A 26,358-nucleotide genomic window follows, 5' to 3' on the forward strand; every position below is an offset into this window, starting at 1 on the left:
GAATCACGCTAACGAACGTTCCCTTTCGCGGGCAAACCACATCTGCAGGTTTACCGCTGATTGAGGAACAAAAAGTGGGAATAAGATAAATTTTCTTCAGTGGGAAGTAAAATCCCATCGCCTTTCAGTCGTCAATATTTCTGAAAACTGCCTGAATATCTTCCATCATAAAGCCTTTAGACATTAAAAAGCGCTGTACCTTGCTTTTCTCAGCCCAGGTTTGTGGCAGAGGTTCACCAAATTTACGCTTAGCCAAATCAGCCGCGCACTGGCTCCAGTCCACGTCAGTATCCATCATTGCCTGATTGATCTCATCGCGGCTGATGCCCTTCTGTTGCAACTCCATGCGCACGCGTTGTGAACCATATCCTTTGCGCGCCCGGCTTTGGATAAAACGTTCGGTAAAGCGCTGATCGTTCAGCCAGCCGCTTTCCTGGCACCAGTCGAGCACCTTTTCCAGCAACTCATCCGGTATCGGCACGTTTTCTTCTTGCTTCAGATAAGCTGCTCGCTGACTTGAGAGTTGCAGCTTACGTTTCAATTCGTCACGACTGTGGTCACGCTGTGATAACACACGCATGGCACGATCCAGCAAACGAGAAAATGTCGGCACCGAAGCCGCAGAAGGTGATGATGACATGAGTTGTACCTTGTTCTGACTGTTGCGCAGGGTAAAGCAAGAAGACGAGCAGGGGAAGTGTTGACAGGGAAAAGCAAACGGGAGCATCGCTGCTCCCGTTGGGTATCTTAGAAATCTTCGTTAGTTTCGCTAGCTTCCTGGTAGTCACCAGCAGGGGTTTGTGCTGCAGCGGCTCCTGCTGTCGCTGTCGCTCCCGTCAGCAGCAGATCACGCAACTTCTTATCGATCTCGTTGGCAATCGCTGGATTCTCTTTAAGGAAGTTGGTCGAGTTCGCTTTACCTTGACCAATTTTATCGCCGTTGTAGCTGTACCACGCACCGGCTTTCTCAACCAGTTTGTGCTTCACGCCGAGATCCACCAGCTCGCCGAAGGTATTGATCCCTTCGCCATACATGATCTGGAATTCAGCCTGCTTAAACGGTGCAGCGATTTTGTTCTTCACCACTTTGACGCGGGTTTCGCTACCGACCACTTCATCGCCCTCTTTAATCGCACCGATACGGCGGATATCAAGACGAACAGAAGCGTAGAATTTCAGCGCGTTACCACCGGTGGTGGTTTCTGGGTTACCAAACATCACACCAATTTTCATACGAATCTGGTTGATGAAGATCAGCAGCGTGTTTGACTGCTTCAGGTTGCCCGCTAACTTACGCATCGCCTGGCTCATCATACGTGCAGCCAGACCCATGTGCGAATCACCGATTTCACCTTCGATTTCCGCTTTCGGCGTCAGTGCCGCCACGGAGTCAACGATGATCACATCAACGGCACCCGAGCGTGCTAACGCATCACAGATCTCCAGCGCTTGCTCACCGGTATCCGGCTGCGAACACAGCAGATTGTCGATATCTACGCCGAGTTTTTTGGCATACACCGGGTCAAGCGCGTGTTCCGCATCGATAAAGGCACAGGTTTTACCTTTACGCTGCGCTGCGGCAATCACCTGCAGTGTTAGCGTAGTTTTACCGGATGATTCTGGTCCGTAAATCTCAACGATACGGCCCATTGGCAAACCGCCGGCACCCAACGCGATATCCAGTGACAGTGAACCGGTCGAGATGGTTTCTACATCCATCGAACGGTCTTCACCCAGGCGCATGATCGAGCCTTTACCAAATTGTTTCTCAATCTGGCCCAGCGCGGCTGCTAAAGCTTTCTGTTTGTTCTCGTCAATCGCCATTTCCACTCCTAATCATGCTGGGTAAGCCGACATCATTATGTGCCTGCTCGTTCTGTTGCCGGTAATTATACTGTATGACCATACAGTATCAAGTTTAATTTGTCAGAAATTCATCAAGCAGTGTTTGCAGCGCCCAGGCGACAGATTGCCGACGCACCGCGTCACGGTCTCCGGCAAAGATCTGCCGCTGCGCCAGAACACGATCGCCAGGTCCGGCAATGGCAAACCACACAGTACCCACCGGCTTTTCTGCCGAACCGCCATCTGGCCCCGCAATACCGCTCACGGCAATGCCAAACTCAGCGGCGGCGGCATTGCAGGCACCCCGCGCCATCTCACGCACGGTTTGCTCACTCACCGCGCCATGCTGGGCCAGAGTATCAGCCTGTACACTCACCATCTGTTGTTTAGCTTCGTTGCTGTAGGTCACGAAACCCCGCTCAAACCAGGCTGAGCTGCCACTGATATCGGTAAACACTTTGGCAATCCAGCCACCGGTGCAGGATTCCGCCGCGGTCACCGTTGCCTCGCGTTTTTTCAGCTGTTCACCAATACGCTGGCTGAGCTGCTGCAACTGTTGGTCGTTCATCGCCTTCTCCTGTTTTGGCGCTGCGCGTTAACCATAAATGGTGCAACAGAGCGCCCTTTTCAACCTCTGACGCACCATTTTGCGCATCCGCTTCCAGCGATTTTAACGCGTTCTCACTGCGACCATAAATAAGCGTGGGAAAGCTAACAGAACCTGGCCGTTGCTGCGTGGGGGATACGCAGGCATTAATGCCTGATGATAGTCATGCAGAAAATCCGCTTGTTGCTGTTCGGTCAATCCCGCGAGGAAAGGACGCAAGCCCGTGGCACGGAGCCAGGTAATGATGCCCTGCGCATCGGCCATCGGGTGATAGTAAGTGGTACGCCAGATATCCACCTGACAACCCGCATCACTCAGCAAATCATAATATTGTTCCGTGGTCAGCAGACGTTTGCGATCCGCAGCCTGTGGCGAGATATGCGCCTGCCAGCGCTCACCTGCCGCCACTTCACGCATTAAGCGGTGGGAGGCCTCTTCAAGATTGTCCGGCATCTGAATCGCCAGAGCGCCACCGATATCCAGCTGTTCAACCAGATGCGGCAGCAGCGTGTGATGATCGGTTAGCCACTGAAGCGAAGCGTTCGCATAGATGACCTGCTGTGGCTGATTAGCCTGCCAGGTACGGATATCCGCCTGCAAAAAAGTGCAGGAAGGTAAACGCTCATGCGCTTGTTCCAGCATGGCTGCTGAACTGTCGAGGCCCGTAATCACCGCGCCTGGCCACGCTTGCGCCAGCAGCTCTGTGCTGTTGCCAGGCCCGCATCCTAGGTCTGTAGCGAAATGCACGTCGGTAAGAGGAATACGTTCTAACAGTTCACGCGCAGGACGCGTGCGCTCCGATTCAAATTGACGATACAGCTGTGGATTCCAGTCTTGCATGGCAACGCTCCTGTCTGGCTGAAGAGCATCACACTACCTGTTTTCTTAATCGCGGAGCGAAGAGAAAAGTGCGATGTCTCACCTTTTTACCCTTTGTCACTGGTTAATGTCAGTCACGAGCACTAAGTTAAAACAACGTTTCATTTCATGAAAATTGAGGATGATGTTATGGCTGCACAACCTGAATTAACGGGCGTCTGGTGTCCTTCAGTTACCCCTTTCGATCAACATAACCGACTCGATATTGATGCGCTGGGCCGCCACTTTGCGCGCCTGAGCACCTCGGGGATTGATACGCTGTTACTGATGGGCAGTATCGGAGAGTTTGCATCGTTAACCCAGCAGGAAAGACTGATGCTGATTAGCGAAGCACGTCAGCTTTCGCCACTGACCATGGTTGCGAATGTCTCAAGTACCTGTGTTCCGGATACGTTGCAGCTCGCTGAAGCTGCCTGGCAAAACGGGTATGACGCCGTGATGGTTTTGCCGCCCTACTATTATGGGCAAACGCAGAAACAGCTGTTGAGCTACTTTAAAGCGCTGGATAAACAGTTAGGTGGCAAGTGGTTTGCCTATAATTTCCCGGCGCGTACCGGCTGCGATTTGACGCCCGCATTGGTGGCAGAGTTAGCGGCTGAACTGCCGCAGTTTATCGGTATTAAAGACACCATGGATTGCCTGTCGCACAATCGTGCCCTGATTGAAGAAACTCAAAAGGTACGCCCTGATTTCACGGTGCTTTCCGGATATGACGAATATCTGCTGCCCAATTTACTGGCAGGCGGTGCCGGGGTGATTTCCGGCTTAAACAACATTGTGCCGGAGTTGTTTGCCGGGGCGATGCGCGCCTGGCGTGCGGGAGATTTAGCGCAGTTGGCTCAGATTCAGCAGCGCATTGGTAAGCTAATGGCGATCTACACCATTGGCGATGACTTTGTCACGACCATCAAAACCGCAGTGGCGCGCAAATATGATTCTATGAGCAGCCATTCACGCAATTATGGCGGTGAACTTACGGCTGAGCAGTGCGCGGAGCTGGATCGCTTACTGATGTGAACACAACACGGGACGGCCGGGCAGCCGTCCTGTTCTCAGTTCTTTTTCACAAATTCAGATTTGAGTTTCATCGGACCAAAACCATCAATTTTGCAATCAATGTTATGGTCGCCTTCAACCAGGCGAATGCTTTTCACTTTGGTGCCAATCTTCAGGGTTGAGGAGCTCCCTTTCACCTTGAGATCTTTGACCACAGTAACGCTGTCGCCATCGGCGAGCAGATTGCCATTGGCATCACGCACCACCAGGCTATCCGATGCTGCATCAGCACTAGGTGACCAGATATGACCACAAGATGGGCAGTTCAGGTTTTCACCATCCTGCCAGGTATAATCAGCCTGACACACAGGGCAAGCAGGTAACGTTGTCATTAGCGTTCCTCAGAAGTCGAAAGGCGGTAAAGATGGCACCGCAAAAGGGGCGCCATCTTATACCCTCACTCTTTATAAGGACAGCATTAAAGCATGTTGCCCTGACGCGCTTTCGCCACTGCCTGGCCCAACTGCCACACCGCCATCGCATAGTGCGTACTGTGGTTATAGCGCGTGATGACATAGAAGTTAGGCAGACCATACCAATATTGATAACTGGTACCCAGATCAAAGCGCAGCAGACTCGCCTGGTTGTTACCATCCAGCGATCCTTGCGGCGTGAGGCCGCTCGCCATCAGCGTATTCACCGGATAAAGCGTTTTAAACCCATTTTCCAGCGCAGGAGCCTGACCGCTTGCCGGTACGGCAACATTCTGCCCCGCGCGCCAGCCGTGCTCTTTGAAGTAATTTGCTACGCTGCCAATCGCATCCACCGGATCCCACAGGTTAATGTGGCCATCACCATTGAAGTCGACCGCATACTGCTTATAAGAAGACGGCATAAACTGACCGTAACCCATTGCACCCGCGAAGGAACCGCGCAGATCCAGCGGGTCGTCCTGTTCAGTACGCGCCATCAACAGGAAGGTTTCCAGTTCGCTGCTGAAGTAGGCCGCGCGACGCGGATAGCTAAAGGATAAGGTGGCCAGCGCATCCAGCAGACGCGTTTTGCCCATGACCCGACCCCAACGTGTTTCCACGCCAATGATCCCGACAATGATCTCTGGCGGCACACCATAAACCTGTTGAGCGCGTTGCAGCGCGTCCTGATATTGATCCCAGAACGCCACACCATTTTGCACATTATCTGGCGTGATGAATTTATTGCGATAGCGGATCCAGGCACCGTTTGGTCCCGTCGGCGGCGTGTAGCTTGGCGCTTGTTGATCCATCAAGCGCAGCACGTAATCAAGACGCTTCGCCTGGCCAATCACGGCATGCAGTTGATCGCGGTTAAAACCGTGTTTTGCCACCATTTGATCAATAAATTGCTCAGCCGCGGGATTTCCCGCGAAATCACCAAACATCGGCTGAACGGCGTGTGAAGGTTCCAGTAAAAAACCACCTTTTGGTGCAGGCACAACGGCGGTTTGCTGCTGGGTTGCAGGCTTACTGCTGCAGGCAGCAAGCAAGGCGATAAGTGGAAGAAAAGCAACCTTAAAACGCATTAGATATCCATAAGCCAGATGAAACCGGAAGCCAACATGGTAATCGTTCATCAAAGCGGGATACAGAGCAATATCTTAAATTTACGCTGCTTTTCCCTGGTTTCAGTGGGTTGCAGCGAAAATTTGCGGAACGGATCCACACTTTATCTTTAACACCAGATTTTGCTTTTTACTGCTTGTCGCAATTTGTTAAGGTCGGCAGCCAGAATCCATTGCGAGCGGATGATGCGCGCAGGGCAAAATGTTAATATCTGCGCTTTGGTTATCCATCTGTAGGATAACGCACCACGCTGGCCTGCTCATGTCGGGCAGCCATGATCGAACGAGTGAATTTTGAGCGAAAACGAGATGAAAGGAGCAGCGCAAATGGACTTTACTGGCCACACGCCCATGATGCAGCAATACCTGCGCCTGAAGGCTGACCATCCCGAAATCCTGCTGTTTTATCGCATGGGCGATTTTTACGAGCTGTTCTACGACGACGCCAGGCGAGCCTCGCAACTGCTGGAGATTTCACTCACGAAACGCGGCGCGTCAGCGGGTGAACCCATCCCGATGGCGGGCGTGCCTTATCATGCTGTTGAAGGTTACCTGGCGAAACTGGTCCAGCTCGGTGAATCCGTGGCGATCTGTGAACAGATTGGCGATCCGGCACTGAGCAAAGGCCCAGTCGAACGTAAGGTCGTCCGCATTGTGACCCCCGGCACCATCAGTGATGAAGCGCTGTTGCAGGAACGTCAGGATAACTTGCTGGCGGCAATCTTCCAGAGCCCGCGCGGTTTTGGTTATGCCACTCTCGATATCAGCTCGGGCCGTTTTCGCCTGAGCGAACCAGCCGATCAGGAGACCATGGCGGCAGAACTGCAGCGTACTAACCCTGCCGAACTGCTCTACCCAGAAGATTTCCAGGCGATGGCGCTGATTGATCAGCGTCGTGGTCTGCGCCGTCGTCCGCTGTGGGAATATGAAATCGACACCGCACGCCAGCAATTAAACCTGCAATTTGGCACGCGTGATCTCAGCGGCTTTGGTGTTGAACAGGCCCATCTGGGGCTGCGCGCAGCGGGTTGCCTGCTTCAATATGTTAAGGACACCCAACGCACCTCCCTGCCACATATTCGCTCGTTAAGTATGGAGCGCCAGCAGGACAGCGTAATCATGGATGCAGCCACCCGCCGCAACCTGGAAATCACGCAGAACCTGGCTGGAGGTCTCGACAATACCCTGGCAGCGGTGCTGGATAAAACCGTCACCCCGATGGGCAGCCGTATGCTGAAGCGCTGGCTGCACATGCCGCTGCGCGATGTCACCACCATTGGTCGGCGCCAGGAATCCATTGCCGAACTGCAATCACTGAGTGAAGCATTGCAGCCGGTACTGCGCCAGGTGGGCGATTTGGAACGCATCCTGGCACGCCTGGCACTGCGCACTGCGCGCCCGCGTGATTTGGCTCGCATGCGACATGCCTTCCAGCAACTGCCGGAACTGAATCAGCAGTTGCAAGGTGTTGAGGCGATCCAGCTAGTCAATTTGCGTTCGCAGATGGGTGAGTTTGCTGAACTGCGCGAGCTGCTGGAACAAGCCGTCATTGAATCCCCTCCCGTGCTGGTGCGTGACGGTGGTGTGATTGCGCCTGGCTATAACGCCGAATTAGATGAATGGCGCGCGCTGGCTGACGGCGCTACGGATTATCTCGACCGCCTCGAAATTCGTGAGCGAGAGAAGTTAGGTCTGGATACCTTAAAGGTCGGTTTTAACGCGATTCATGGTTACTACATTCAGGTCAGCCGCGGCCAAAGCCATCAGGTGCCGATTCACTATGTCCGCCGCCAGACGTTGAAAAACGCCGAGCGCTACATTATTCCCGAATTGAAAGAGTATGAAGACAAAGTACTGACCTCAAAAGGCAAAGCCCTGGCGCTGGAAAAAGGCCTGTACGAAGCGTTACTCGATAGCTTACTGCCTCATCTTGAAGCACTGCAGATCAGTGCGGCGGCGCTGGCTGAACTGGATGTGTTGGCTAACCTGGCGGAACGTGCCTGGACGCTGAATTACTGCCGCCCGGTGCTGCAGGAGAAAGCCGGCATTCGCATCACCGCTGGCCGCCATCCTGTCGTGGAGCAGGTGCTGAAAGAGCCGTTCATTGCTAACCCGCTGTCGCTATCAAATCAGCGCCGCATGCTGATCATTACCGGTCCCAACATGGGCGGTAAAAGTACCTATATGCGTCAGACTGCATTGATTGCGCTGATGGCGTGGATTGGCAGCTATGTGCCAGCCGAAGAGACCGTGATTGGTCCTATCGATCGCATCTTCACGCGTGTCGGTGCGGCTGATGACCTGGCGTCAGGCCGCTCAACCTTTATGGTCGAGATGACCGAGACGGCCAATATCCTGCACAACGCCACGGAGAACAGTCTGGTGTTGATGGATGAAATCGGTCGCGGCACATCAACCTACGATGGGTTGTCGCTGGCGTGGGCCTGTGCGGAAAGCCTGGCGAATCGCATCAAAGCGATGACGTTGTTTGCCACCCACTACTTTGAACTCACCACCCTGCCGGAAAAAATGGAAGGCGTAGTGAATGTGCATCTCGATGCTGTAGAGCATGGCGATACCATTGCATTCATGCACAGCGTACAGGATGGCGCAGCCAGTAAAAGTTATGGTCTGGCGGTTGCTGCATTAGCGGGTGTACCGAAAGATGTGATCAAACGCGCGCGCAACAAGCTAAAAGAGCTGGAAGCGCTCTCCGGCAGTTCAGCGGCATCTACGGTAGAAGGATCGCAAATGCAGCTGCTGGTAGCAGAAACATCGCCAGCTGTAGATGCGTTAGAAGCGCTGGATCCTGATAGCCTTACACCAAAACAGGCGCTGGAGTGGATTTATCGTCTTAAAACGCTGGTGTAATCATACGGAATGGCGGTGCTGATGCGCCGCTTTCCTTTGGCAGGTACTGCCAGATTCCAGCGATAAGTACTGGCAGATTTCTGACATAAAAAAACGGTGACCCAAGGATCACCGTTCTTGTTGCCAGTTACGGCTTATTCGCGAAATAGTGCTTCGATGTTGAGGCCCTGAGTCTGCAAGATTTCACGCAGACGACGCAGACCTTCAACCTGAATCTGACGGACACGTTCACGGGTCAACCCGATCTCACGGCCCACATCTTCCAGCGTTGCCGCTTCATAACCTAACAGGCCGAAACGACGCGCCAGCACTTCACGCTGCTTGGCATTCAATTCAAACAACCACTTAACGATGCTTTGTTTCATATCATCGTCCTGCGTGGTGTCTTCCGGGCCGTTGTCTTTTTCATCGGCCAGGATATCCAGCAGCGCTTTTTCGGAATCTCCACCCAGCGGTGTGTCAACCGAGGTAATACGCTCATTGAGACGCAGCATACGGCTTACGTCATCAACTGGCTTGTCTAACTGCTCGGCAATCTCTTCTGCACTCGGCTCATGGTCAAGCTTGTGCGAAAGTTCACGCGCGGTACGCAGGTAAACATTCAACTCTTTAACGATGTGGATCGGCAGACGAATGGTACGGGTTTGATTCATGATCGCCCGTTCAATAGTCTGACGAATCCACCAGGTGGCGTATGTTGAGAAACGGAACCCACGTTCTGGGTCAAACTTCTCTACGGCACGAATCAGGCCGAGATTACCCTCTTCAATCAGATCCAGCAGTGCCAGACCACGATTGCTATAACGACGGGCAATTTTCACCACCAGGCGTAAATTACTTTCAATCATGCGGCGACGAGAAGGAATGTCACCTCGCAATGCACGACGGGCGAAGAAGACTTCTTCTTCCGCTGTTAACAGTGGAGAGTAACCAATCTCTCCGAGGTAAAGCTGCGTCGCATCCAAAACGCGTTGCGTCGCACCCTGTGACAACAGCTCTTCTTCAGCTACTTCGCTATCACCAGGTTCGTTCTCAACGAGAGCCTTCTCATCAAAAACCTCAGCTCCGTTCTCCTCGAATTCCGCATCTTCATGTAACTCGTTAACTTTCAGCGTATTCTGGTTCATAAGCGGCTCCTACCCGTGATCCAAGGGCAGAACACCAAGGTTCTGCCGGATTATCGCTGCGGTAAATAACGCAACGGGTTTACGGATTTCCCCTTGTAACGAATTTCAAAATGTAATCTTACCGAACTGGTTCCGGTGCTACCCATGGTAGCTATTTTTTGCCCCGCCTTAACTTCCTGTTGTTCCCGAACCAGCATGGAATCGTTATGGGCGTAAGCACTCAGGTAATCATCGTTGTGTTTGATGATGATTAAATTACCGTACCCACGGAGCGCGTTGCCTGCGTAAACCACTCTTCCTGATGCAGTGGCTATAACAGGTTGTCCACGCGAACCGGCGATATCGACCCCTTTATTTCCGCCTTCCGCAGCGGAGAAGTTATCGATGATCTTCCCATCAGTCGGCCAACGCCAGCTTCCCACTGGAGTTGTGCTATTCGTCGTGCTGCTGACTGTAGGCGGTGCGGTAACCGGAGCTGTGGTCGTTGCCACATTATTTGCCCCTTTCGACGGCAGCATTTTACCGCCTGTCGAACCCGAATCATCAGAATACGTAATAACAGGTTGCTGTGCAACAGGGGCTGATTTTATTTGCGTCTGGTTAGCCGCTACCGGCACGCCGCCCTGCGTCGCATCCGCTGCGGTTATCGCGTTGCCACCGGTGATGGTCTGGCCATTACCGTTGCCAACCTGCAGCACTTGCCCGGCTTCCAGGCCATACGGGGCCGCGACGTTGTTGCGTTGCGCCAGGTCGCGGAAGTCATTGCCGGTAATCCAGGCAATATAGAACAGGGTATCGCCACGTTTGACGGTATAGGTCTCACCGCCGTAACTGCCTTTCGGAATATTCCCATAATTGCGGTTGTACACAATGCGACCATTTTCGGTAACCACATTATTATTACCACTAACCATTCCACCGGACGGCGCAGCCGATGGTGTACCACCGCTTAACATTCCGCCGCGCGGCATAGCCGGCACGGTGCTGTTCTGTGAGGACATCATGCCACCGCTCGGTGCAGAGCCCATGCCACCGCTGGGTGCGGACGCCATGCCGCTGTCCCCGCCGCCGCCAATCTGGCTAATCGGAGCCTGCGTGTTGTCGCCTGAGCTACAACCCGCCAGCCAAAAACCTACCAGTGAAAGTGCCGCCAAACGGCGTAATTGAAATACTGTGCTTCCCGTGCTCATTGATCCCCCGTTATGGCAATCCTGGATGTAACTGTTTCATGGTTGTGACCGCATTATTCACTGCGCAACAGGCGGAATACGGTCTTTCACATTGATTAACAAGGATAGTAACAATATCAACTGCGCCATGCCATGTAACAGTTGTGAAGATTTACGTAGCAATGGCTCAGGCCAGATCGCCCTGAACTAACGGAACGAAGCGGACGGGTTCGATGATTTCTTCAATCAATTCACCACCCTGACGACGTAAACGCTTTAAAACCTGCTGATCTTCGCCTACTGGCAGCACCATTTTGCCACCCTCACCTAATTGCGCTATCAGCGCAGTCGGAATTTCAGGGGGTGCAGCGGTGACAATGATGGCATCAAACGGGCCACGTGCCGCCCAACCTTGCCAACCGTCGCCATGACGAGTCGAAATATTGTGCAAGTCGAGTTGTTTCAGGCGGCGCTTGGCCTGCCATTGCAACCCTTTAATGCGCTCAACGGAATAAACGTGATTGACCAAATGGGCCAGAATAGCGGTCTGATAGCCCGAACCGGTGCCGATTTCCAGCACGCGCGATTCCGGGTTCAGTTCAAGTAACGCGGTCATCCGCGCCACCATATAGGGCTGTGAAATCGTCTGGCCACTGCCAATGGGCAGCGCAACGTTTTCCCAGGCTTTATGTTCAAACGCCTCATCGATAAAGCGTTCACGCGGGACATCGGCGATAGCTTTTAACAGGTGCTCATCGTGAATACCCTGCGCACGCAGTTGCTCTAACAGCGCTTCGATGCGTCGGTTCACCATGCGAGATTTACCTCAGCCTCGACCAACCAGTCACTTAAAACTTCCTGCGCCGCATGTGCAGTGAGATCGACATGCAATGCCGTCAGCGATACGTAACCTGCATCTACCGCAGCGAAATCGGTATCAGGGCCTGCATCCAATTTTTCACCCGGCGGGCCAATCCAGTACAGCGTATGGCCACGCGGATCTTCCGTACAAATCACCTGATCGGCCGGATGGCGGCTGCCGCAACGCGTTACGCGAAAACCTTTGATTTCCGCTAGCGGTAAATCGGGCACATTAATATTCAGGATACGCCCGGTGCGCAGCGGTGCGCGGGACAATGCACGCAACAGCGTGCAGGCCACCGCCGCGGCGGTGGCGTAGTGTTGATGGCCGTTGAGTGAAACTGCCAGCGCGGGCAGTCCGAGATGACGCCCTTCCATCGCGGCAGCCACGGTGCCAGAGTAGATCACGTCATCACCCAGATTGGGGCCGGCGTTAATGCCTGAAACCACAATATCCGGACGCGGCTGCATCAGTTTGTTGACCCCGAGAAACACACAATCCGTCGGCGTGCCCATCTGGACGGCGATGTCACCATTCTCATGGGTAAAAGTACGCAGCGGGGTTTCTAACGTCAGGGAATTTGATGCGCCACTTCGATTGCGATCGGGCGCGACAACCTGCACCTCCGCAAACTCACGCAGTGCGCGAGCCAGCGTCTGAATGCCGGGGGCATGAATTCCATCGTCGTTGCTGAGCAATATCCGCATCTGTTCCTGACCTTTGTTCATTCAACTGGCCCTCAGCTCGCCTGGCATCCGCTGTTGGGGTGCCGAATAAAGAAGATCTGGCGAGACGAAGATGTTTGCATTCTAGCGGTGAGGCGCGGGAAGTGGTAGGCGTAAATCACGGAACTTCCGGCGTTTGCCGCAACATTATGCAGCCGGAGCAGATATTTACCCGGCGTTGAGGCCGGGTAAAGTAGGGTTATTCATCGTTGATAGGCGCAGCGGCACCGTTACTCAACAGTTCACGCACCACGCTGGTGGCGAAACTCCCGGCTGGCAGCCAGAACTGCATCTCCAGCGTCACGTCATCCCACCAGTTCCAGCATAGATCTTTTGGCAACACCAGCATGGCGCGGCGCGCCGCATCAACGCGCTCACGTTCCAGCAGCGCCAGCAAATCCGCAGCAGGTGACAGATTAGCCTGCTCAAAGGCCAACGCATCTCCCTGAGGACCCAGATCACCTCGCCCGGCGAGCGGCGCGGTGATGCGCAATTCATGGTGATTCACACGCTGCTGCAATTCCGCCAGCTCTTCCGCCTGCGCCACAAACCAACTGCCGCGACCGGCCAACTGCAGTGCATCACCCGCCTGCACCTGATCCAACACCCCATCGCGCTGCAAACGCGCGCTGGTGACCTGATTAAACAGTTGGCTGCGCGCAGCGGACAGCAAAATACCTTTCATGCTGCGGTCGCGCGGGCGGAATTTCTCTTCAGCCCACAGCTTTGCCTGCGTCAGGTTGTTGCCGCCACGGCCAAAACGTTGTTCACCAAAGTAGTTAGGCACGCCGCTTTGCTGAATGCGCTGCAACCGCCCTTCTACTTCATCACGATCGGAAATCTGACGTACGATCAAACGGAACGCATTTCCCGCCAGCGCACCGGTGCGTAATTTACGCTTGTGGCGAATCACCTGCAGAATTTCCACGCCTTCCAGCTGGAAGCCCGCCAGATTTGGCATTGCGTTTCCCGGCACGCGGAAACACAGCGTCTGCTCGGTCACCGCATGGCGATCCTTCATGCCGGCATAACTCATATCGCGCTGATGTACGCCGAGGAATTTAGCGATAGCCTCAGCGACGAAACGCGTGTTACAGCCAATTTTCCGAATGCGCACCAGTACCTGTTCGCCCTCGCCATCATAGGGATAGCCGAGGTCTTCGATGACCACGAAGTCTTCAGGATTGGCTTTGATGACGCCCGTTGCGGTTGGCACGCCGTGCAGGTAGAGCAACTCACTCATGCGTTATCGGCCTTCACCAGTAACGCCACCGCTTCACAGGCAATGCCTTCGCCACGGCCCGTAAAGCCGAGCTTTTCCGTGGTGGTGGCTTTCACGTTGACATCATCCATATGGCAACCCAGATCTTCTGCGATGTTGACGCGCATCTGCGGCACATGCGGCAGCATTTTCGGCGCCTGCGCGATGATGGTCACGTCAACGTTACCAATGCGATAGCCTTTCAGCTGGATACGACGCCAGGCTTCGCGCAGCAAGCCACGGCTGTCAGCCCCTTTAAAGGCCGGTTCGGTGTCCGGGAACAGCTTGCCGATATCACCCATCGCCACCGCACCCAGCAGCGCATCCGTCAGCGCATGCAGCGCCACGTCGCCATCCGAATGGGCGATAAAACCGTGTTCGAAGGGAATACGCACCCCGCCAATCACCAACGGACCTTCGCCGCCAAACGCGTGAACGTCAAAACCGTGGCCGATACGCATCATGCGCTCTCCTTTAACTGAATCTGGGTTAGATAGAAGGCCGCCAGCGCCAGATCTTCTGGCCGCGTCACCTTGATATTGTCGCTGCGTCCGCTGACTAACTCGGGATGGTAACCGCAATACTCCAGCGCCGATGCTTCATCAGTAATGGTAGCGCCTTCGTGGAGTGCGCGCGTCAGGCACGCCGTGAGTAACTGATGCGGGAAAAATTGCGGCGTCAGCGCGTGCCACAAATCCTCACGCTCCACAGTGTGAGCAATCGCCGCTTTACCGGGCTCAGCGCGCTTCATGGTGTCGCGCACCGGCGCTGCCAGAATCGCCCCGACTTTGCTGTGCTCGCGCACTGCCAGCAGTCGTGCCAGGTCATCCGGATGCAAGCATGGACGCGCGGCATCGTGCACCAGCACCCATTCACTGTGTCGAATTGCCTGAAGTCCTGCCAGCACTGACTCGGCACGCGTATCACCACCCGTCACGCGCAACACGCGTGGATCCTGTGCCAGTGGCAGCGAATCAAACCAACCGTCATCAGGACTGATTGGCACGATCACTTGCTTAACAGCAGGATGCGACAGTAAGCGCGCGACGCTGTGTTCAAGAAGGGTAAATTGACCGATGGTCAGATACTGTTTTGGGCAGGCAGCCTGCATACGGCTGCCCACGCCTGCGGCAGGTACCACGGCAATCACATCCGCAAGGGAAGAGAGGTTGTTCATGGTTTATCGTTGTTGATTTTGCGCAGCTTGTTGCGCGTTACGTTTGTTCTGGTCTGGCACCAGACGATAGAAAGTCTCACCGGGCTTAATCATGCCCAGTTCATTACGTGCACGTTCCTCAATTGCTTCTGAACCGCCATTGAGGTCATCAATTTCGGCAAACAACTGATCGTTACGTGCTTTGAGTTTGGCGTTATTCGCCTGCTGCGACGCGACGTCTTCGTTGACGCGCGTATAGTCATGAATACCGTTCTTACCCAGCCACAAGGAATATTGGAGCCATCCCAGCAGCACGAGCAACAGTAGCGTCAGTTTACCCATCCCCGCCCCCTGAAAAACGGCCCAATCATCCCATAACTTCGCACAGGACTCCACAGTGACAGCGAAAATGCTCCCAGCAGACGATTGTCTGTACAAAAAACAGCAAGGTTAAAAGCGGGACGGCAGGTAAAGTTTTGTAACCTGCCGATGCGTTTGCACATCAGGATCGGATTACCAACCGGAGAGAAATGAGAACAGCATCCAGAACAGACACACCACCACGATAGTGGTAAGTACCCCACTCCAGAACAGGCGCCCGCGAATCATTAAGCTCAGAACGATGCCAATCAGCACCGAAACCGGTAACAGCGCGAGAAAGAATGGCCACGTGTAGAGGAAAAAGAACAGCGTGTTGGAGCCGTAAAGCATGAACGGAATCGCCAGCGCGCACCAGTACGAGAGAAAGCCAATCACGCCGCCCGGTAATGATGAGCGAGACTCATCCGGGGTGCGTTCATCTTTGCGTGCCAGCATGGGGGTAACGTTCTGCATAGAGATCCTGTTGACGCTTAAACGCGGCAAACCTGATGAGATTTGCCGCTGTCGGTTCAGGATCTGATGATATCGCGGTGGCGCAGGAGGTCTAACAATTGGGCACTCAGTTTTGTAACCAATTGTTCGCCATCAAGATGGATTTCCGGCGCGTCTGGCGCCTCATAAACACTGTCGATACCAGTGAAATTACGCAGCTCACCGGCTCGGGCTTTTTTGTACAAACCTTTGGGATCGCGCGCTTCACACACGGCCAGCGGCGTATCGACAAACACCTCGATAAACTGCCCGGCACCCAGTAAGTCACGCACCATCTGGCGTTCCGCGCGATGCGGCGAGATAAAGGCGGTCAATACCACTAAACCGGCATCCACCATCAGTTTCGCCACTTCACCCACGCGACGAATATTCTCTTTACGATCATCATCGCTGAAGCCGAGGTCACGGCACAGGCCGTGACGCACATTGTCACCATCCAGCAGATAGGTGCTGACGCCCGCGCGATGCAGCACCTGCTCCAGCGCGCCGGCCACCGTGGATTTACCCGAGCCTGACAGCCCGGTAAACCACAGCACCACGCCCTGATGGCCGTGCTGCTGTTCGCGCTCATCACGCGTCACCGGATGGTCATGCCACACCACATTGTCGTCGTGTTGGGCCATTACTTGCCACCCAGCAGGTCGCGCGCATTCCAGTGTGGGAAGTGACGACGCACCAGCGCATTCAACTCCAGTTCGAAATCACTAAACTGACCAGCTTGCCCACGCACATCCGTCAGTGGCTGATTGATCATACCTGCACCGACCGTGACATTGCTCAGACGATCGATAAAGATCATGCCGCCAGTCACCGGGTTTTGCTGATACGCATCCAGCACCATCGGCTCATCAAAGGTGATTTCAACCAGCCCAATGCCGTTCAGCGGCAGGCTTTCCACCGCGCGTTTCTCCAGCGTGTTGATCTCAACCTGATGGATGATCTTCTCGATACGACCACGCGCTTTCTTACCGGCGATCTTCACTTCATAGCTCTGACCCGGCTGCAGCGGCTGTTCTGCCATCCACACCACATCAACGGTGGCAGACTGCACCGCTTGCAACTCGGCGGCGGCATCGACCAGCAGATCGCCACGGCTGATGTCGATCTCATCTTTCAGCACCAGCGTAATGGCCTCACCCGCTGACGCTTCCTGCAGGTCACCGTCAAAGGTCACAATGCGCGAAATGGTTGACTCGACACCGGACGGCAGCACCTTGACGCGCTGACCCACCTGCACCGTGCCCGACGCCAGCGTACCGGCATAGCCACGGAAATCGAGGTTCGGACGGTTCACATACTGCACCGGGAAACGCATCGGCTGGTGATCCACCACGCGCTTCAGCTCTACGGTTTCCAGCACATCGAGCAGCGTTGGGCCGCTATACCATGGCATGGTCACACTCGGCGTGGCGACGTTATCCCCTTCCAGTGCAGACATCGGCACAAAGCGGATATCGAGATCTTCCGGCAGCTGGCCGGCGAAATCGAGGTAAGACTGTTTGATCTGCTCGTAGGTCTCCTGCTTGTAATCCACCAGATCCATCTTGTTGATGGCGACCACCAGGTGCTTGATGCCCAGCAGCGTGGAGATAAAGCTGTGGCGACGGGTTTGATCCAGCACGCCTTTACGCGCATCAATCAGCAGAATCGCCAAATCACAAGTCGACGCACCGGTCGCCATGTTGCGGGTGTACTGCTCATGCCCCGGCGTGTCGGCGATGATAAATTTGCGCTTCTCGGTGGAGAAATAGCGATATGCCACATCAATGGTAATGCCCTGCTCACGCTCGGCTTGCAGGCCATCCACCAGCAAGGCCAGATCGAGCTTTTCGCCCTGGGTGCCGTGACGCTTGCTGTCGTTGTGCAGCGAGGAGAGCTGATCTTCATAAATCTGACGGGTGTCATGCAGCAGACGACCAATCAGCGTACTTTTGCCGTCGTCGACGCTACCGCAGGTCAGGAAACGCAGCAGGCTTTTGTGTTGTTGCGCGGTCAGCCAGGCTTCTACGCCACCCTGATCGGCAATCTGTTGTGCAATTACGGTATTCATCTGCGTCTCCTTAGAAATAACCCTGACGTTTCTTCATTTCCATCGAACCGGCCTGGTCGCGGTCAATCATGCGGCCCTGGCGTTCACTGGTGGTGGAGACCAGCATCTCTTCAATAATTTCCGGCAGCGTCTGCGCTTCGGATTCCACCGCGCCGGTCAGCGGCCAGCAGCCGAGGGTACGGAAACGCACCATACGCTGTTTGATCACTTCACCAGGTTGCAGATCGATACGGTCATCATCGATCATCATCAGCATGCCATCACGCTCCAGCACCGGACGTGGCGCCGCGAGGTACAGCGGAACGATCTCGATGTTTTCCAGGAAGATGTACTGCCAGATATCCAGCTCGGTCCAGTTGGAGAGCGGGAACACGCGAATGCTTTCGCCTTTGTTAATCTGGCCGTTGTAGTTATGCCACAGCTCAGGACGCTGATTTTTCGGATCCCAGCGATGGAAACGATCGCGGAACGAATAAATACGCTCTTTGGCACGCGACTTCTCTTCGTCACGACGCGCGCCACCGAAGGCGGCATCAAAACCGTACTTATTCAGCGCCTGCTTCAGGCCCTCGGTTTTCATGATGTCGGTGTGTTTGGCGCTACCGTGGACGAACGGGTTGATGCCCATCGCCACGCCTTCCGGATTGCGGTGCACCAGCAACTCGGCACCCATATTTTTTACCGTGCGATCGCGGAACTCGTACATTTCGCGGAATTTCCAGCCGGTATCAACGTGCAGCAGCGGAAATGGCAGCGTGCCCGGATAGAAGGCTTTACGCGCCAGATGCAGCATCACCGAGGAGTCTTTGCCGATGGAGTACATCATCACCGGATTGCTGAACTCGGCCGCCACCTCGCGGATGATATGGATACTCTCTGCCTCCAGCTGGCGCAGATGAGTAAGACGATTTTGGTCCATAATTTTTCCTCAAGCCAAATTGACAACGGCGGACTCGCGAGCCCCCTGCTGTGCCGAATGTTGGAACCAGGCTAATTGCCCGTGCAAATTCACCACTTCACCCACCACAATCAGGGCCGGTGTGGGCGCGGCAACCGCCAGCGCCTCAAGCTGATCTAAGGTACCGGTCAGCACTTGTTGATTCTGACGCGTGCCGCAGCCAATTACGGCTACCGGCGTTGAAGCCGCGCGTCCATGTTCGATAAGGCCCGCCGCAATTTCTGCCGCTTTCAACGTGCCCATGTAAATCGCTAACGTCTGACGCGCACGCGCCAGCGTTGGCCAGTCAATGCCTTCGCTATCACTGCGTAAGTGGCCGGTGACAAACAGCACGCTCTGCGCGTGATCGCGATGGGTTAACGGAATCCCGGCATAGGCAGTGGCACCCGCTGCCGCGGTAATGCCCGGCACCACCTGGAACGGAATGCCCGCTGCTTTCGCCGCCTGCAGCTCTTCGCCGCCGCGACCAAAGATAAAGGGATCGCCGCCTTTCAAACGCACCACGCGCTTGCCCTGCTGCGCCAGCTCGACCAGCATTGCATTGGTCTCTTCCTGAGAAACGGAGTGCGCGCCCGCACGCTTGCCGACGCAGATGCGATCGGCATCGCGGCGTACCAGCTCCAGCACTTCGTCGCTCACCAGATGGTCATACAGCACCACATCCGCCAGCTGCATGACCTGTAAGCCACGCAGCGTCAGCAAACCGCTATCTCCCGGGCCGGCTCCCACTAAGGTGATTTCACCCTGGTTGTCGCTGTCGTTCTCTAACTCATGATCCAGCGTACGGCGCGCTTCGTTGACGTTGCCAGCCGACATCTGGCTGGCAAACAGACCATTAAAAGCGCGCTCCCAGAAACGACGACGTTCCGACATGTTGTGATAACGCTGTTTAACCTTGTCACGCCACTGTCCTGCGACTTCGGCCATCTGGCCTAAGTTAGCAGGCAGCAGCGCCTCGATTTTTTCACGCAGTAAACGCGCGAGAACCGGCGCGGTGCCACTGGAAGAGATCGCCACCACCAATGGAGAGCGATCAACAATAGAAGGGAAGATAAAGCTGCACTTGGGCTGGTCGTCGACCACGTTGACCAGCTTGTGGCGTGCGTTGGCGGCATCAAACACCTGCGCATTGAGCGCGTTATCATCAGTGGCAGCGATCACTAAAAACACGCCATCCAACTGTGCGGGTTCGAAGCGGTGCGCGATCCATTCTATCGCGTCAATCTCCAGCAGCGCCTGCAACTCATGGCCGAGGTCGCGCGCTGCTACCAATACGCGCGCACCGGCACGTCGCAGCAGTTCGATTTTACGCGCAGCGATTTCACCACCGCCGACAACCAGCACCGGACGGTTTTTGAGATCGGCAAAGAGAGGCAGATAATCCACGTTAACCTTGCTAGTTTTACAATAAGTTAACGCGACTATACGTCCCCGCCTTCTGGCAGATGAAATTACGAATTGGCATTAGTAGTTACCGAATGGAATAACGCCCCAGGAATGCTGATAACAATTTGTGCTTAACAAATGATATTGCTGATGTTTCGGAGCAATTCAAATTGTGCAATCGCGGTCACAGTTTCATACTAACTCGGAATTTTTTTAGCATGACGGGATGTCAGAAAAGGACCCTAACTATGTTTGCCACTCTCCGCCGCACCGTGCTGGCCGCACTGATCGCGGACGGTTTGCCTTTATTTGCCCATGCAACAACTTACGCGCCCGGGCATTTTGCTGAACAGCAGCTACGCCATATCGCTACCTATTTCCCCGGCCGCATGAGCGGCAGCCCGGCCGAGCTGATGACGGCCGATTACCTGCAGCAGCAATTCACCGAGCTGGGGTATAAGAGTAATACCCGCCAGTTCAATACCAGCTATAACTGGTCAGAGCGCAAGGGCGAGACGCGCCCGCGTAAGGTATCCGCCACTTCGGTGATCGCCGCGCGCAGCGGCGCGGTGCCGCAAGAGATTCTGATCGTCACCCATCTCGATACCTGGACGCCCCTCAGCCGCCATGAAGCGGATAACAATCTGGGCGGCCTGCGTTTACAAGGTGTGGACGACAATGCGTCCGGTCTGGGTGTCATGCTTGAACTGGCACAACAGCTGAGTAAAACGCCACTGCATTATGGCGTACGCTTTGTCGCGCTGAGTGCCGGTGAGGCCGGACTGCATGGAATGGATGATTACCTGTCGCGCATGAGTGCTCAGGAAAAGAAAAATACCCTGCTGGTGATTGATCTCAACAGCCTGATCGTCGGCGATCACCTCTACTTTAACAGTGGCGCCAATACCCCCTCCGCAGTCCGCAAGCAGACCAGCTCGCGCGCCGTGCAGCTAGCGCATCGCTACGGTATTTCCGCCGCCAGCCATACGCTGACGGCACGCGACTATCCTGGGGTCAATCCGTTTGATAAAGCCGGCATGCCGCTGCTGGATGTCACCGCCGCCAACTGGGCGCTGGGTAATAAAGACGGACAGCAGCAGCGGGCGCACAGTAGCCACTTCCCGGAGGGCAATGTACGCCATCAAACCGATCGCGATAACCTCAATTATCTGGATCGCTGGCTACCGGGCCGGATTACGCAACGCACGCGTGACAGCGTGAAGATCTTACTGCCGCTGGTCACCGAGCTGGCTAACCCAACAACTTAAGGATTTGCTATGTACGTGGTGTATCTCAACTATTTCCGTCCTGCAGAAGAAGCGGATGCGCTGCTGGCGCCGCACATTGAGTGGCTGGATCGTTACTTTGACAGCGGTGACTTTATTGCAGCAGGCCGTAAAGATCCGCGCACTGGCGGTATGGTGCTGGTGAAGGATATGGATCGTGCCCAACTGGATGTGATTCTGGCAGAAGATCCGTTTGTCGCCGTGGCTCACTATGAGGTAACAAAAGTGAACGTGACGCGCGCAGCGGATGCGTTTGCAGGCTTGAAAGGAATCTAAGGTTCAAGTCGTAGCGGCACGATTTATCGTGCGCCTGACAGCGTTAGAGGCGCTAAAGGTAGGCGCGATAAATCACGCCGCTACGATTTTCAGCCGTTTTCTGCATCAGCCCTCGTGCAATCCGCACTCGCGCTTTAAGCCAAAGAAGCGTGTTTCTTCTTCTGCCATGCCCGGTTCCCATTTTTTGGTGGTGTGCGTATCGCCCACTGACAGATAACCTTCGTCCCACAGCGGATGGTACTTCAGGCCATGCTGCTTCAGGTACTGATGCACCTGACGGTTATCCCAGTCAATGATTGGCAAAATCTTGAACACGCCACGCTGCACCGCCAGCACCGGCAAACTGGCACGGCTGCCAGACTGGTCACGGCGTAAACCGGCGAACCAGGTTTGCGCGCCCAGTGTTTCCAGCGCACGGTTCATTGGCTCAACTTTATTAATCTGGTTGTACTGCTCAATCCCTTCGACGCCCTGCTCCCACAGTTTGCCATAGCGCGCTTCCTGCCACGCCGCCGAGGTCTCGGCACGGAAGATTTGCAGATTGAGATTGAGCTTCCCGGTTAACTCATCAATAAAACGGTAAGTTTCCGGGAACAGATAGCCGGTATCGGTCAGGATCACCGGCGTATCCGGTTTCTGCTGCGTCACCATATGCAGCAGAACCGCCGCCTGAATACCAAAGCTGGAAGACAGCACAAACGCGCCCGGCATATTCTCCAGCGCCCAGCTTACGCGCTGCTCAGCGGAGAGTTTCTCCAGCTGCACGTTGCTTTCAGCCAGTGCCATGATGCGATCGACTTTGCTGCCACTATTCAGTGCTGCGAGATCAAGTACCGTCATACTGCCTCCGAGTCCCAAAAATCACGGGCGGGATCCAACACGGCTTTGATGATGCCAGCGCGGATCACGAAGTCACCGAAGCCTTCATCGGCCTGGCGCTCGGTTGCCCAGCGCGCCACCAGCTCATCGATGCTGGCCAGAATTTCGCCTTCGTTGATGTTCTCGCGGTACATGCGTGGAATGCGCGTACCCATGCGGTTGCCGCCAATGTGTAGGTTGTAGCGGCCAGGTGCTTTACCCACCAGACCTAACTCTGCCAGCAAAGCACGGCCACAGCCGTTCGGGCAACCGGTAACGCGTAGCACTATGTGCTCTTCACCCACGCCGTGCTTATGCATGATCTCTTCCACCCTGGTCACAAACGAAGGCAGGAAGCGCTCGGCTTCGGCCATCGCTAATGGGCAGGTCGGGAAGGCCACGCAGGCCATTGAATTCTCGCGCTGCGGCGTTACCGCTTCCATCAAACCGTGTTCACGGGCGATGGCTTCGATCTGCGCTTTTTGCTTCTCTGGTACACCGGCGACGATCAGGTTCTGATTGGCGGTCAAACGGAAATCGCCCTGATGAATTTTAGCGATTTCGGCAATGCCGCGCTTCAGTGGACGGCCCGGATAATCCATCAGACGGCCGTTTTCGATAAACAGCGTCAGGTGCCATTTCTTATCAATGCCTTTCACCCAACCCACGCGGTCTCCACGCGTGGTAAACGCGTAAGGACGAATCGGTTCAAACGTCAGGCCGGCACGCTTTTCCACTTCGGCTTTGAAGGTATCAACGCCAACACGCTCCAGCGTGTATTTGGTTTTGGCATTTTTACGATCGGTACGGTTGCCCCAGTCGCGCTGCGTGGTGACCACCGCGGCGGCGACATCAAGGATCTTCTCCACCGGCAGATAACCAAACTCGCTGGCGGTACGCGCATAAGTCGCTTTGTTACCGTGATCGATCGACAAACCACCGCCGACCAGCAGGTTAAAGCCAATCAGCTTGCCATTCTCAGCAATAGCGATGAAGTTCAGATCGTTGGCATGCAGATCGACATCGTTATGCGGCGGCACCACCACGGTGGTTTTGAATTTACGCGGCAGATAGGTCTCACCCAGGATCGGCTCTTTATCCGTGGTAGCAACCTTCTCTTTATCCCACCAAATCTCCGCGTAAGCGCGGGTTTGCGGCAGCAGGTGCTCGGAGAGCTTTTTCGCCCACTCGTAGGCTTCCTGATGCAACTCCGACTCCACTGGATTCGAGGTACACAGCACGTTACGGTTCACGTCGTTGGCAGTCGCCAGCGCGTCGAGACCGACTTCATGCAGCATCTGGTGTGTCGGCTTCACGTTCTTCTTCAGAATGCCGTGAAACTGGAAGGTCTGACGGTTGGTCAGACGGATGCTGCCATAAATAGTTTTATCGGTAGCGAACTTATCAATCGCCAGCCACTGCGTTGGCGTAATGATGCCGCCCGGCAGACGGCAACGCAGCATCATCGCGTGGCGCGGTTCGAGTTTCTGCGCCGCACGCTCCGCACGAATATCGCGGTCGTCCTGCTGGTACATGCCGTGGAAACGGATCAGCAGGAAGTTATCGCCGCTGAAGCCGCCGGTCAGCCCCTCATCGAGATCCTCGAGGATGGTGCCACGCAGGTAGTTACTCTGTTTTTTCAGACGCTCAGCGTCGACCAGCTTGCCTTCAACGACCAGCGGTCCAGGATGTTTTTCGCTCATTAGTAAACGTCTCGCTGATAACGGCGCTCAATGCGCAGCTCACTTAAAAATTCGTCAGCCGTTTCACGATCCATGCCGCCGTGTTCGACCACCACATCCAGTAATGCCTGCTCAACGTCTTTCGCCATGCGATTGGCGTCGCCGCAGACGTAAAGGTGTGCGCCCTCTTCAATCCAGCGCCACACTTCCGCCCCTTTAGCGCGGATTTTATCTTGTACGTATATTTTCTCAGCCTGGTCGCGCGACCACGCTAAATCAATGTTGGTCAGCAAACCGTCTTTCACGTATTTCTGCCATTCCACCTGATAAAGGAAATCATCAGTGAAGTGCGGGTTACCAAAGAACAGCCAGTTTTTGCCGCCTGCGCCATCGTTATCACGCTGCTGCATAAAGGAACGGAACGGCGCGATACCGGTGCCTGGGCCCACCATGATCACCGGGGTCTCCGGATTCGCCGGCAGACGGAAGTTGTCGTTGTGTTCGATGAACACGCGGATCTCGCCGTCTTCTTCGATGCGATCCGCCAGCCAGGTTGAAGCACCACCGCCACGCTGACGGCCATCAATCTCGTAGCGCACCGCGCCGACAGTGATATGCACTTCGGTGTCGGTTTCCGCTTGTGATGAAGCGATAGAGTAAAGACGCGGCGTCAGTGGTCGCAGCAAACCCGTCAACTGTTCGGCATTCAATTCGGTCGGTGCCTGGCGCATCATATCGACAATCGGGAAGCTCTGCGCATAGCTCTGCAGCTTCGGTTTATCGCCCGCCAGCGCCAGCAGTGCATCATTGCGCGACAGCACCGCATACTGCTCAACAATCTGCGGGGTATTCACCGTCAGCTCATAATGTTTTTGCAGTGCCTCAGTCAGCGGCAAGGTTTCGCCCTTCACTTCAACGGACTCATCACCTTTCAGCCACACCAGTTGCAATAACTCCTGCACCAGTTCGGCATCGTTCTCAAACCATACGCCCAGCGCATCGCCCGGCTGGTAACGCAGTCCTGACTCGCCTAAATCAATTTCGATATGGCGCACGTCTTTATCGGAATCACGACCGGTGATTTTTTGATTAGCGGCAAAGCTGGCGGTCAGTGGCGCTTCTTTGCTGTACGGGCTGCTGTGGATGTCGTTCACCACGCCAGAAGCCGTCACAGCCGCCACCACAGAAGGTTCACTCGGCACACGCGCTTTCAGGATTTCAGTCAGCTGCTGACGCCAGGCCGTGGCTTGCTCTTTATACTCCACGTCGGCATCAACACGATCCAGCAGACGTTCTGCACCCAGTTCCGCCAGACGCTCATCAAAGTCTTTACCGGCTTTGCTGAAGAATTCATAAGAGGTGTCACCGAGGCCAAACACCGCAAACGCGGAGCCGGCCGCAAATTTCGGCGCCTTCTTAGACAGCAGGAATTTATGCAGAGCGACCGCTTCTTCCGGTGGCTCACCTTCACCTTGAGTAGAAGTGACTACGACCAGTAATTTCTCCTGGCCGATTTGCTTGAACTTGTAGTCACCGGCGTTGACCAGATTAACGCTTAACTTGGCGGCCAGCAGATCATCGCGCAACTGTTCCGCCAGGCGACGAGCATTACCGGTTTGCGAAGCAGAAATCAGCGTGATGGTTGGCACCTCGGCCTGCACTGGCGCAGGTGCAGCAACAGCGCCCGGCGTCTGATTGACCATGCCCCAGAAGTAGCCGGAGAGCCAGGCCATCTGCGTGGTATTAAAATCCGTGGTCGCTGCCTGTAAGCGCGCGAGTTGCTCCGGATTAAGCGGGAGCATTGAACCTGGTGCCTGAGTCGTCATCGCGTTAAAAATTCCAGTGTCTGAAGTCCGGACCGATAAATGGCGGAAGAGTGGGTAGGTTACCG

The 26,358-nt window shown here is 55.0% G+C and carries 26 protein-coding genes; 4 read left to right on the forward strand and 22 right to left on the reverse strand.

Going from position 1 to position 26,358, the window contains the following annotated elements; translation table 11 throughout:
- Positions 1 to 124: 124 nt before the first annotated feature.
- From ACXI0A_RS17005 to tam, 4 genes are all read right to left on the reverse strand, one after another.
- The gene (locus ACXI0A_RS17005; RefSeq protein ID WP_476147578.1) at positions 125 to 640 is read right to left on the reverse strand and encodes a RecX family transcriptional regulator; all 516 of its coding nucleotides are present in this window, start codon (positions 638 to 640) and stop codon (positions 125 to 127) included.
- Positions 641 to 747: 107 nt separating this feature from the next.
- Entirely contained in the window at positions 748 to 1,824 is a 1,077-nt protein-coding gene (gene recA, locus ACXI0A_RS17010; protein ID WP_224933373.1) for a recombinase RecA, read from the reverse strand.
- Positions 1,825 to 1,918: 94 nt separating this feature from the next.
- Positions 1,919 to 2,413 carry a nicotinamide-nucleotide amidase gene (gene pncC, locus ACXI0A_RS17015; protein ID WP_224933374.1) on the reverse strand — a complete coding sequence of 165 codons (495 nt, stop codon included), beginning with the start codon at positions 2,411 to 2,413 and terminating at the stop codon, positions 1,919 to 1,921.
- Positions 2,414 to 2,515: 102 nt separating this feature from the next.
- Complete coding sequence (gene tam, locus ACXI0A_RS17020) at positions 2,516 to 3,292, reverse strand: trans-aconitate 2-methyltransferase (RefSeq protein WP_476147575.1); 777 nt, start codon at positions 3,290 to 3,292, stop codon at positions 2,516 to 2,518.
- Positions 3,293 to 3,460: 168 nt separating this feature from the next.
- Between tam and ACXI0A_RS17025 the strand changes: the two genes are divergently transcribed.
- The gene (locus tag ACXI0A_RS17025) at positions 3,461 to 4,348 is read left to right on the forward strand and encodes a dihydrodipicolinate synthase family protein (protein WP_476147573.1); all 888 of its coding nucleotides are present in this window, start codon (positions 3,461 to 3,463) and stop codon (positions 4,346 to 4,348) included.
- Positions 4,349 to 4,383: 35 nt separating this feature from the next.
- On the opposite strand, the gene ACXI0A_RS17030 is transcribed toward ACXI0A_RS17025, so the two are convergent.
- Positions 4,384 to 4,719, reverse strand: coding sequence for a zinc ribbon domain-containing protein YjdM (locus ACXI0A_RS17030; RefSeq protein WP_224933377.1), 336 nt, complete (start codon positions 4,717 to 4,719; stop codon positions 4,384 to 4,386).
- Positions 4,720 to 4,805: 86 nt separating this feature from the next.
- Positions 4,806 to 5,888, reverse strand: a complete 1,083-nt coding sequence (gene mltB, locus ACXI0A_RS17035) for a lytic murein transglycosylase B (RefSeq protein ID WP_224933378.1) — start codon at positions 5,886 to 5,888, stop codon at positions 4,806 to 4,808.
- Positions 5,889 to 6,236: 348 nt separating this feature from the next.
- Here mltB and mutS point away from each other — a divergent pair, with 348 nt between their 5' ends.
- Positions 6,237 to 8,798, forward strand: a complete 2,562-nt coding sequence (mutS, locus tag ACXI0A_RS17040; RefSeq protein WP_476147571.1) for a DNA mismatch repair protein MutS — start codon at positions 6,237 to 6,239, stop codon at positions 8,796 to 8,798.
- A 134-nt stretch (positions 8,799 to 8,932) separates the two neighbouring features.
- On the opposite strand, the gene rpoS is transcribed toward mutS, so the two are convergent.
- The 13 genes from rpoS to cysG form a co-directional block, all read right to left on the reverse strand.
- Positions 8,933 to 9,925 (reverse strand): RNA polymerase sigma factor RpoS, encoded by a 993-nt coding sequence (gene rpoS, locus ACXI0A_RS17045; protein ID WP_039330767.1) that lies wholly within the window; start codon positions 9,923 to 9,925, stop codon positions 8,933 to 8,935.
- A gap of 50 nt (positions 9,926 to 9,975) precedes the next feature.
- Complete coding sequence (gene nlpD, locus ACXI0A_RS17050; protein WP_224933380.1) at positions 9,976 to 11,115, reverse strand: murein hydrolase activator NlpD; 1,140 nt, start codon at positions 11,113 to 11,115, stop codon at positions 9,976 to 9,978.
- A gap of 166 nt (positions 11,116 to 11,281) precedes the next feature.
- Positions 11,282 to 11,908, reverse strand: a complete 627-nt coding sequence (locus tag ACXI0A_RS17055; RefSeq protein WP_476147567.1) for a protein-L-isoaspartate(D-aspartate) O-methyltransferase — start codon at positions 11,906 to 11,908, stop codon at positions 11,282 to 11,284.
- Positions 11,902 to 12,663: a 5'/3'-nucleotidase SurE gene (gene surE / locus ACXI0A_RS17060; protein WP_476151015.1), complete on the reverse strand. Its 762-nt coding sequence runs from the start codon at positions 12,661 to 12,663 to the stop codon at positions 11,902 to 11,904. Before surE ends, ACXI0A_RS17055 begins: the two co-directional genes overlap by 7 nt.
- A 217-nt stretch (positions 12,664 to 12,880) precedes the next feature.
- Complete coding sequence (truD, locus tag ACXI0A_RS17065) at positions 12,881 to 13,924, reverse strand: tRNA pseudouridine(13) synthase TruD (RefSeq protein ID WP_476147565.1); 1,044 nt, start codon at positions 13,922 to 13,924, stop codon at positions 12,881 to 12,883.
- A complete protein-coding gene (ispF, locus tag ACXI0A_RS17070) occupies positions 13,921 to 14,403 on the reverse strand; it encodes a 2-C-methyl-D-erythritol 2,4-cyclodiphosphate synthase (protein WP_476151014.1) in 483 nt (160 codons plus the stop codon). The genes truD and ispF overlap by 4 nt, the downstream gene beginning before the upstream one ends.
- Positions 14,403 to 15,119, reverse strand: a complete 717-nt coding sequence (gene ispD / locus ACXI0A_RS17075) for a 2-C-methyl-D-erythritol 4-phosphate cytidylyltransferase (protein WP_476147564.1) — start codon at positions 15,117 to 15,119, stop codon at positions 14,403 to 14,405. The genes ispF and ispD overlap by 1 nt, the downstream gene beginning before the upstream one ends.
- 3 nt (positions 15,120 to 15,122) lie before the next feature.
- Positions 15,123 to 15,440, reverse strand: coding sequence for a cell division protein FtsB (gene ftsB, locus ACXI0A_RS17080; protein WP_007893240.1), 318 nt, complete (start codon positions 15,438 to 15,440; stop codon positions 15,123 to 15,125).
- A 171-nt stretch (positions 15,441 to 15,611) separates the two neighbouring features.
- Positions 15,612 to 15,932, reverse strand: coding sequence for a DUF3561 family protein (locus ACXI0A_RS17085; RefSeq protein ID WP_224933384.1), 321 nt, complete (start codon positions 15,930 to 15,932; stop codon positions 15,612 to 15,614).
- Between the two features lie 56 nt (positions 15,933 to 15,988).
- Complete coding sequence (gene cysC / locus ACXI0A_RS17090; protein ID WP_224933385.1) at positions 15,989 to 16,594, reverse strand: adenylyl-sulfate kinase; 606 nt, start codon at positions 16,592 to 16,594, stop codon at positions 15,989 to 15,991.
- On the reverse strand, positions 16,594 to 18,021 hold the full coding sequence (gene cysN / locus ACXI0A_RS17095) for a sulfate adenylyltransferase subunit CysN (protein WP_476147563.1): 1,428 nt from the start codon (positions 18,019 to 18,021) through the stop codon (positions 16,594 to 16,596). The genes cysC and cysN overlap by 1 nt, the downstream gene beginning before the upstream one ends.
- A gap of 10 nt (positions 18,022 to 18,031) precedes the next feature.
- On the reverse strand, positions 18,032 to 18,940 hold the full coding sequence (gene cysD / locus ACXI0A_RS17100; RefSeq protein ID WP_100703628.1) for a sulfate adenylyltransferase subunit CysD: 909 nt from the start codon (positions 18,938 to 18,940) through the stop codon (positions 18,032 to 18,034).
- Positions 18,941 to 18,949: 9 nt separating this feature from the next.
- Positions 18,950 to 20,365 carry a siroheme synthase CysG gene (gene cysG, locus ACXI0A_RS17105; protein WP_476147562.1) on the reverse strand — a complete coding sequence of 472 codons (1,416 nt, stop codon included), beginning with the start codon at positions 20,363 to 20,365 and terminating at the stop codon, positions 18,950 to 18,952.
- 248 nt (positions 20,366 to 20,613) lie between these two features.
- On the opposite strand from cysG, the gene ACXI0A_RS17110 reads away from it, so the two are divergent.
- Together ACXI0A_RS17110 and ACXI0A_RS17115 are read left to right on the forward strand one after the other, a co-directional pair.
- The gene (locus tag ACXI0A_RS17110; RefSeq protein WP_476147560.1) at positions 20,614 to 21,633 is read left to right on the forward strand and encodes an aminopeptidase; all 1,020 of its coding nucleotides are present in this window, start codon (positions 20,614 to 20,616) and stop codon (positions 21,631 to 21,633) included.
- Between the two features lie 9 nt (positions 21,634 to 21,642).
- Positions 21,643 to 21,927, forward strand: a complete 285-nt coding sequence (locus tag ACXI0A_RS17115; protein ID WP_224933389.1) for a YciI family protein — start codon at positions 21,643 to 21,645, stop codon at positions 21,925 to 21,927.
- Between the two features lie 105 nt (positions 21,928 to 22,032).
- On the opposite strand, the gene ACXI0A_RS17120 is transcribed toward ACXI0A_RS17115, so the two are convergent.
- The 3 genes from ACXI0A_RS17120 to cysJ are packed head-to-tail and all read right to left on the reverse strand — an operon-like array spanning position 22,033 to position 26,293.
- Positions 22,033 to 22,767 (reverse strand): phosphoadenylyl-sulfate reductase, encoded by a 735-nt coding sequence (locus tag ACXI0A_RS17120; protein WP_224933390.1) that lies wholly within the window; start codon positions 22,765 to 22,767, stop codon positions 22,033 to 22,035.
- Positions 22,764 to 24,488 carry an assimilatory sulfite reductase (NADPH) hemoprotein subunit gene (gene cysI, locus ACXI0A_RS17125; RefSeq protein WP_476147557.1) on the reverse strand — a complete coding sequence of 575 codons (1,725 nt, stop codon included), beginning with the start codon at positions 24,486 to 24,488 and terminating at the stop codon, positions 22,764 to 22,766. Before cysI ends, ACXI0A_RS17120 begins: the two co-directional genes overlap by 4 nt.
- Complete coding sequence (cysJ, locus tag ACXI0A_RS17130; protein ID WP_476147556.1) at positions 24,488 to 26,293, reverse strand: NADPH-dependent assimilatory sulfite reductase flavoprotein subunit; 1,806 nt, start codon at positions 26,291 to 26,293, stop codon at positions 24,488 to 24,490. The genes cysI and cysJ overlap by 1 nt, the downstream gene beginning before the upstream one ends.
- Positions 26,294 to 26,358: the final 65 nt, after the last annotated feature.

It is taken from the genome of Pantoea sp. C1E2, from assembly GCF_056491465.1.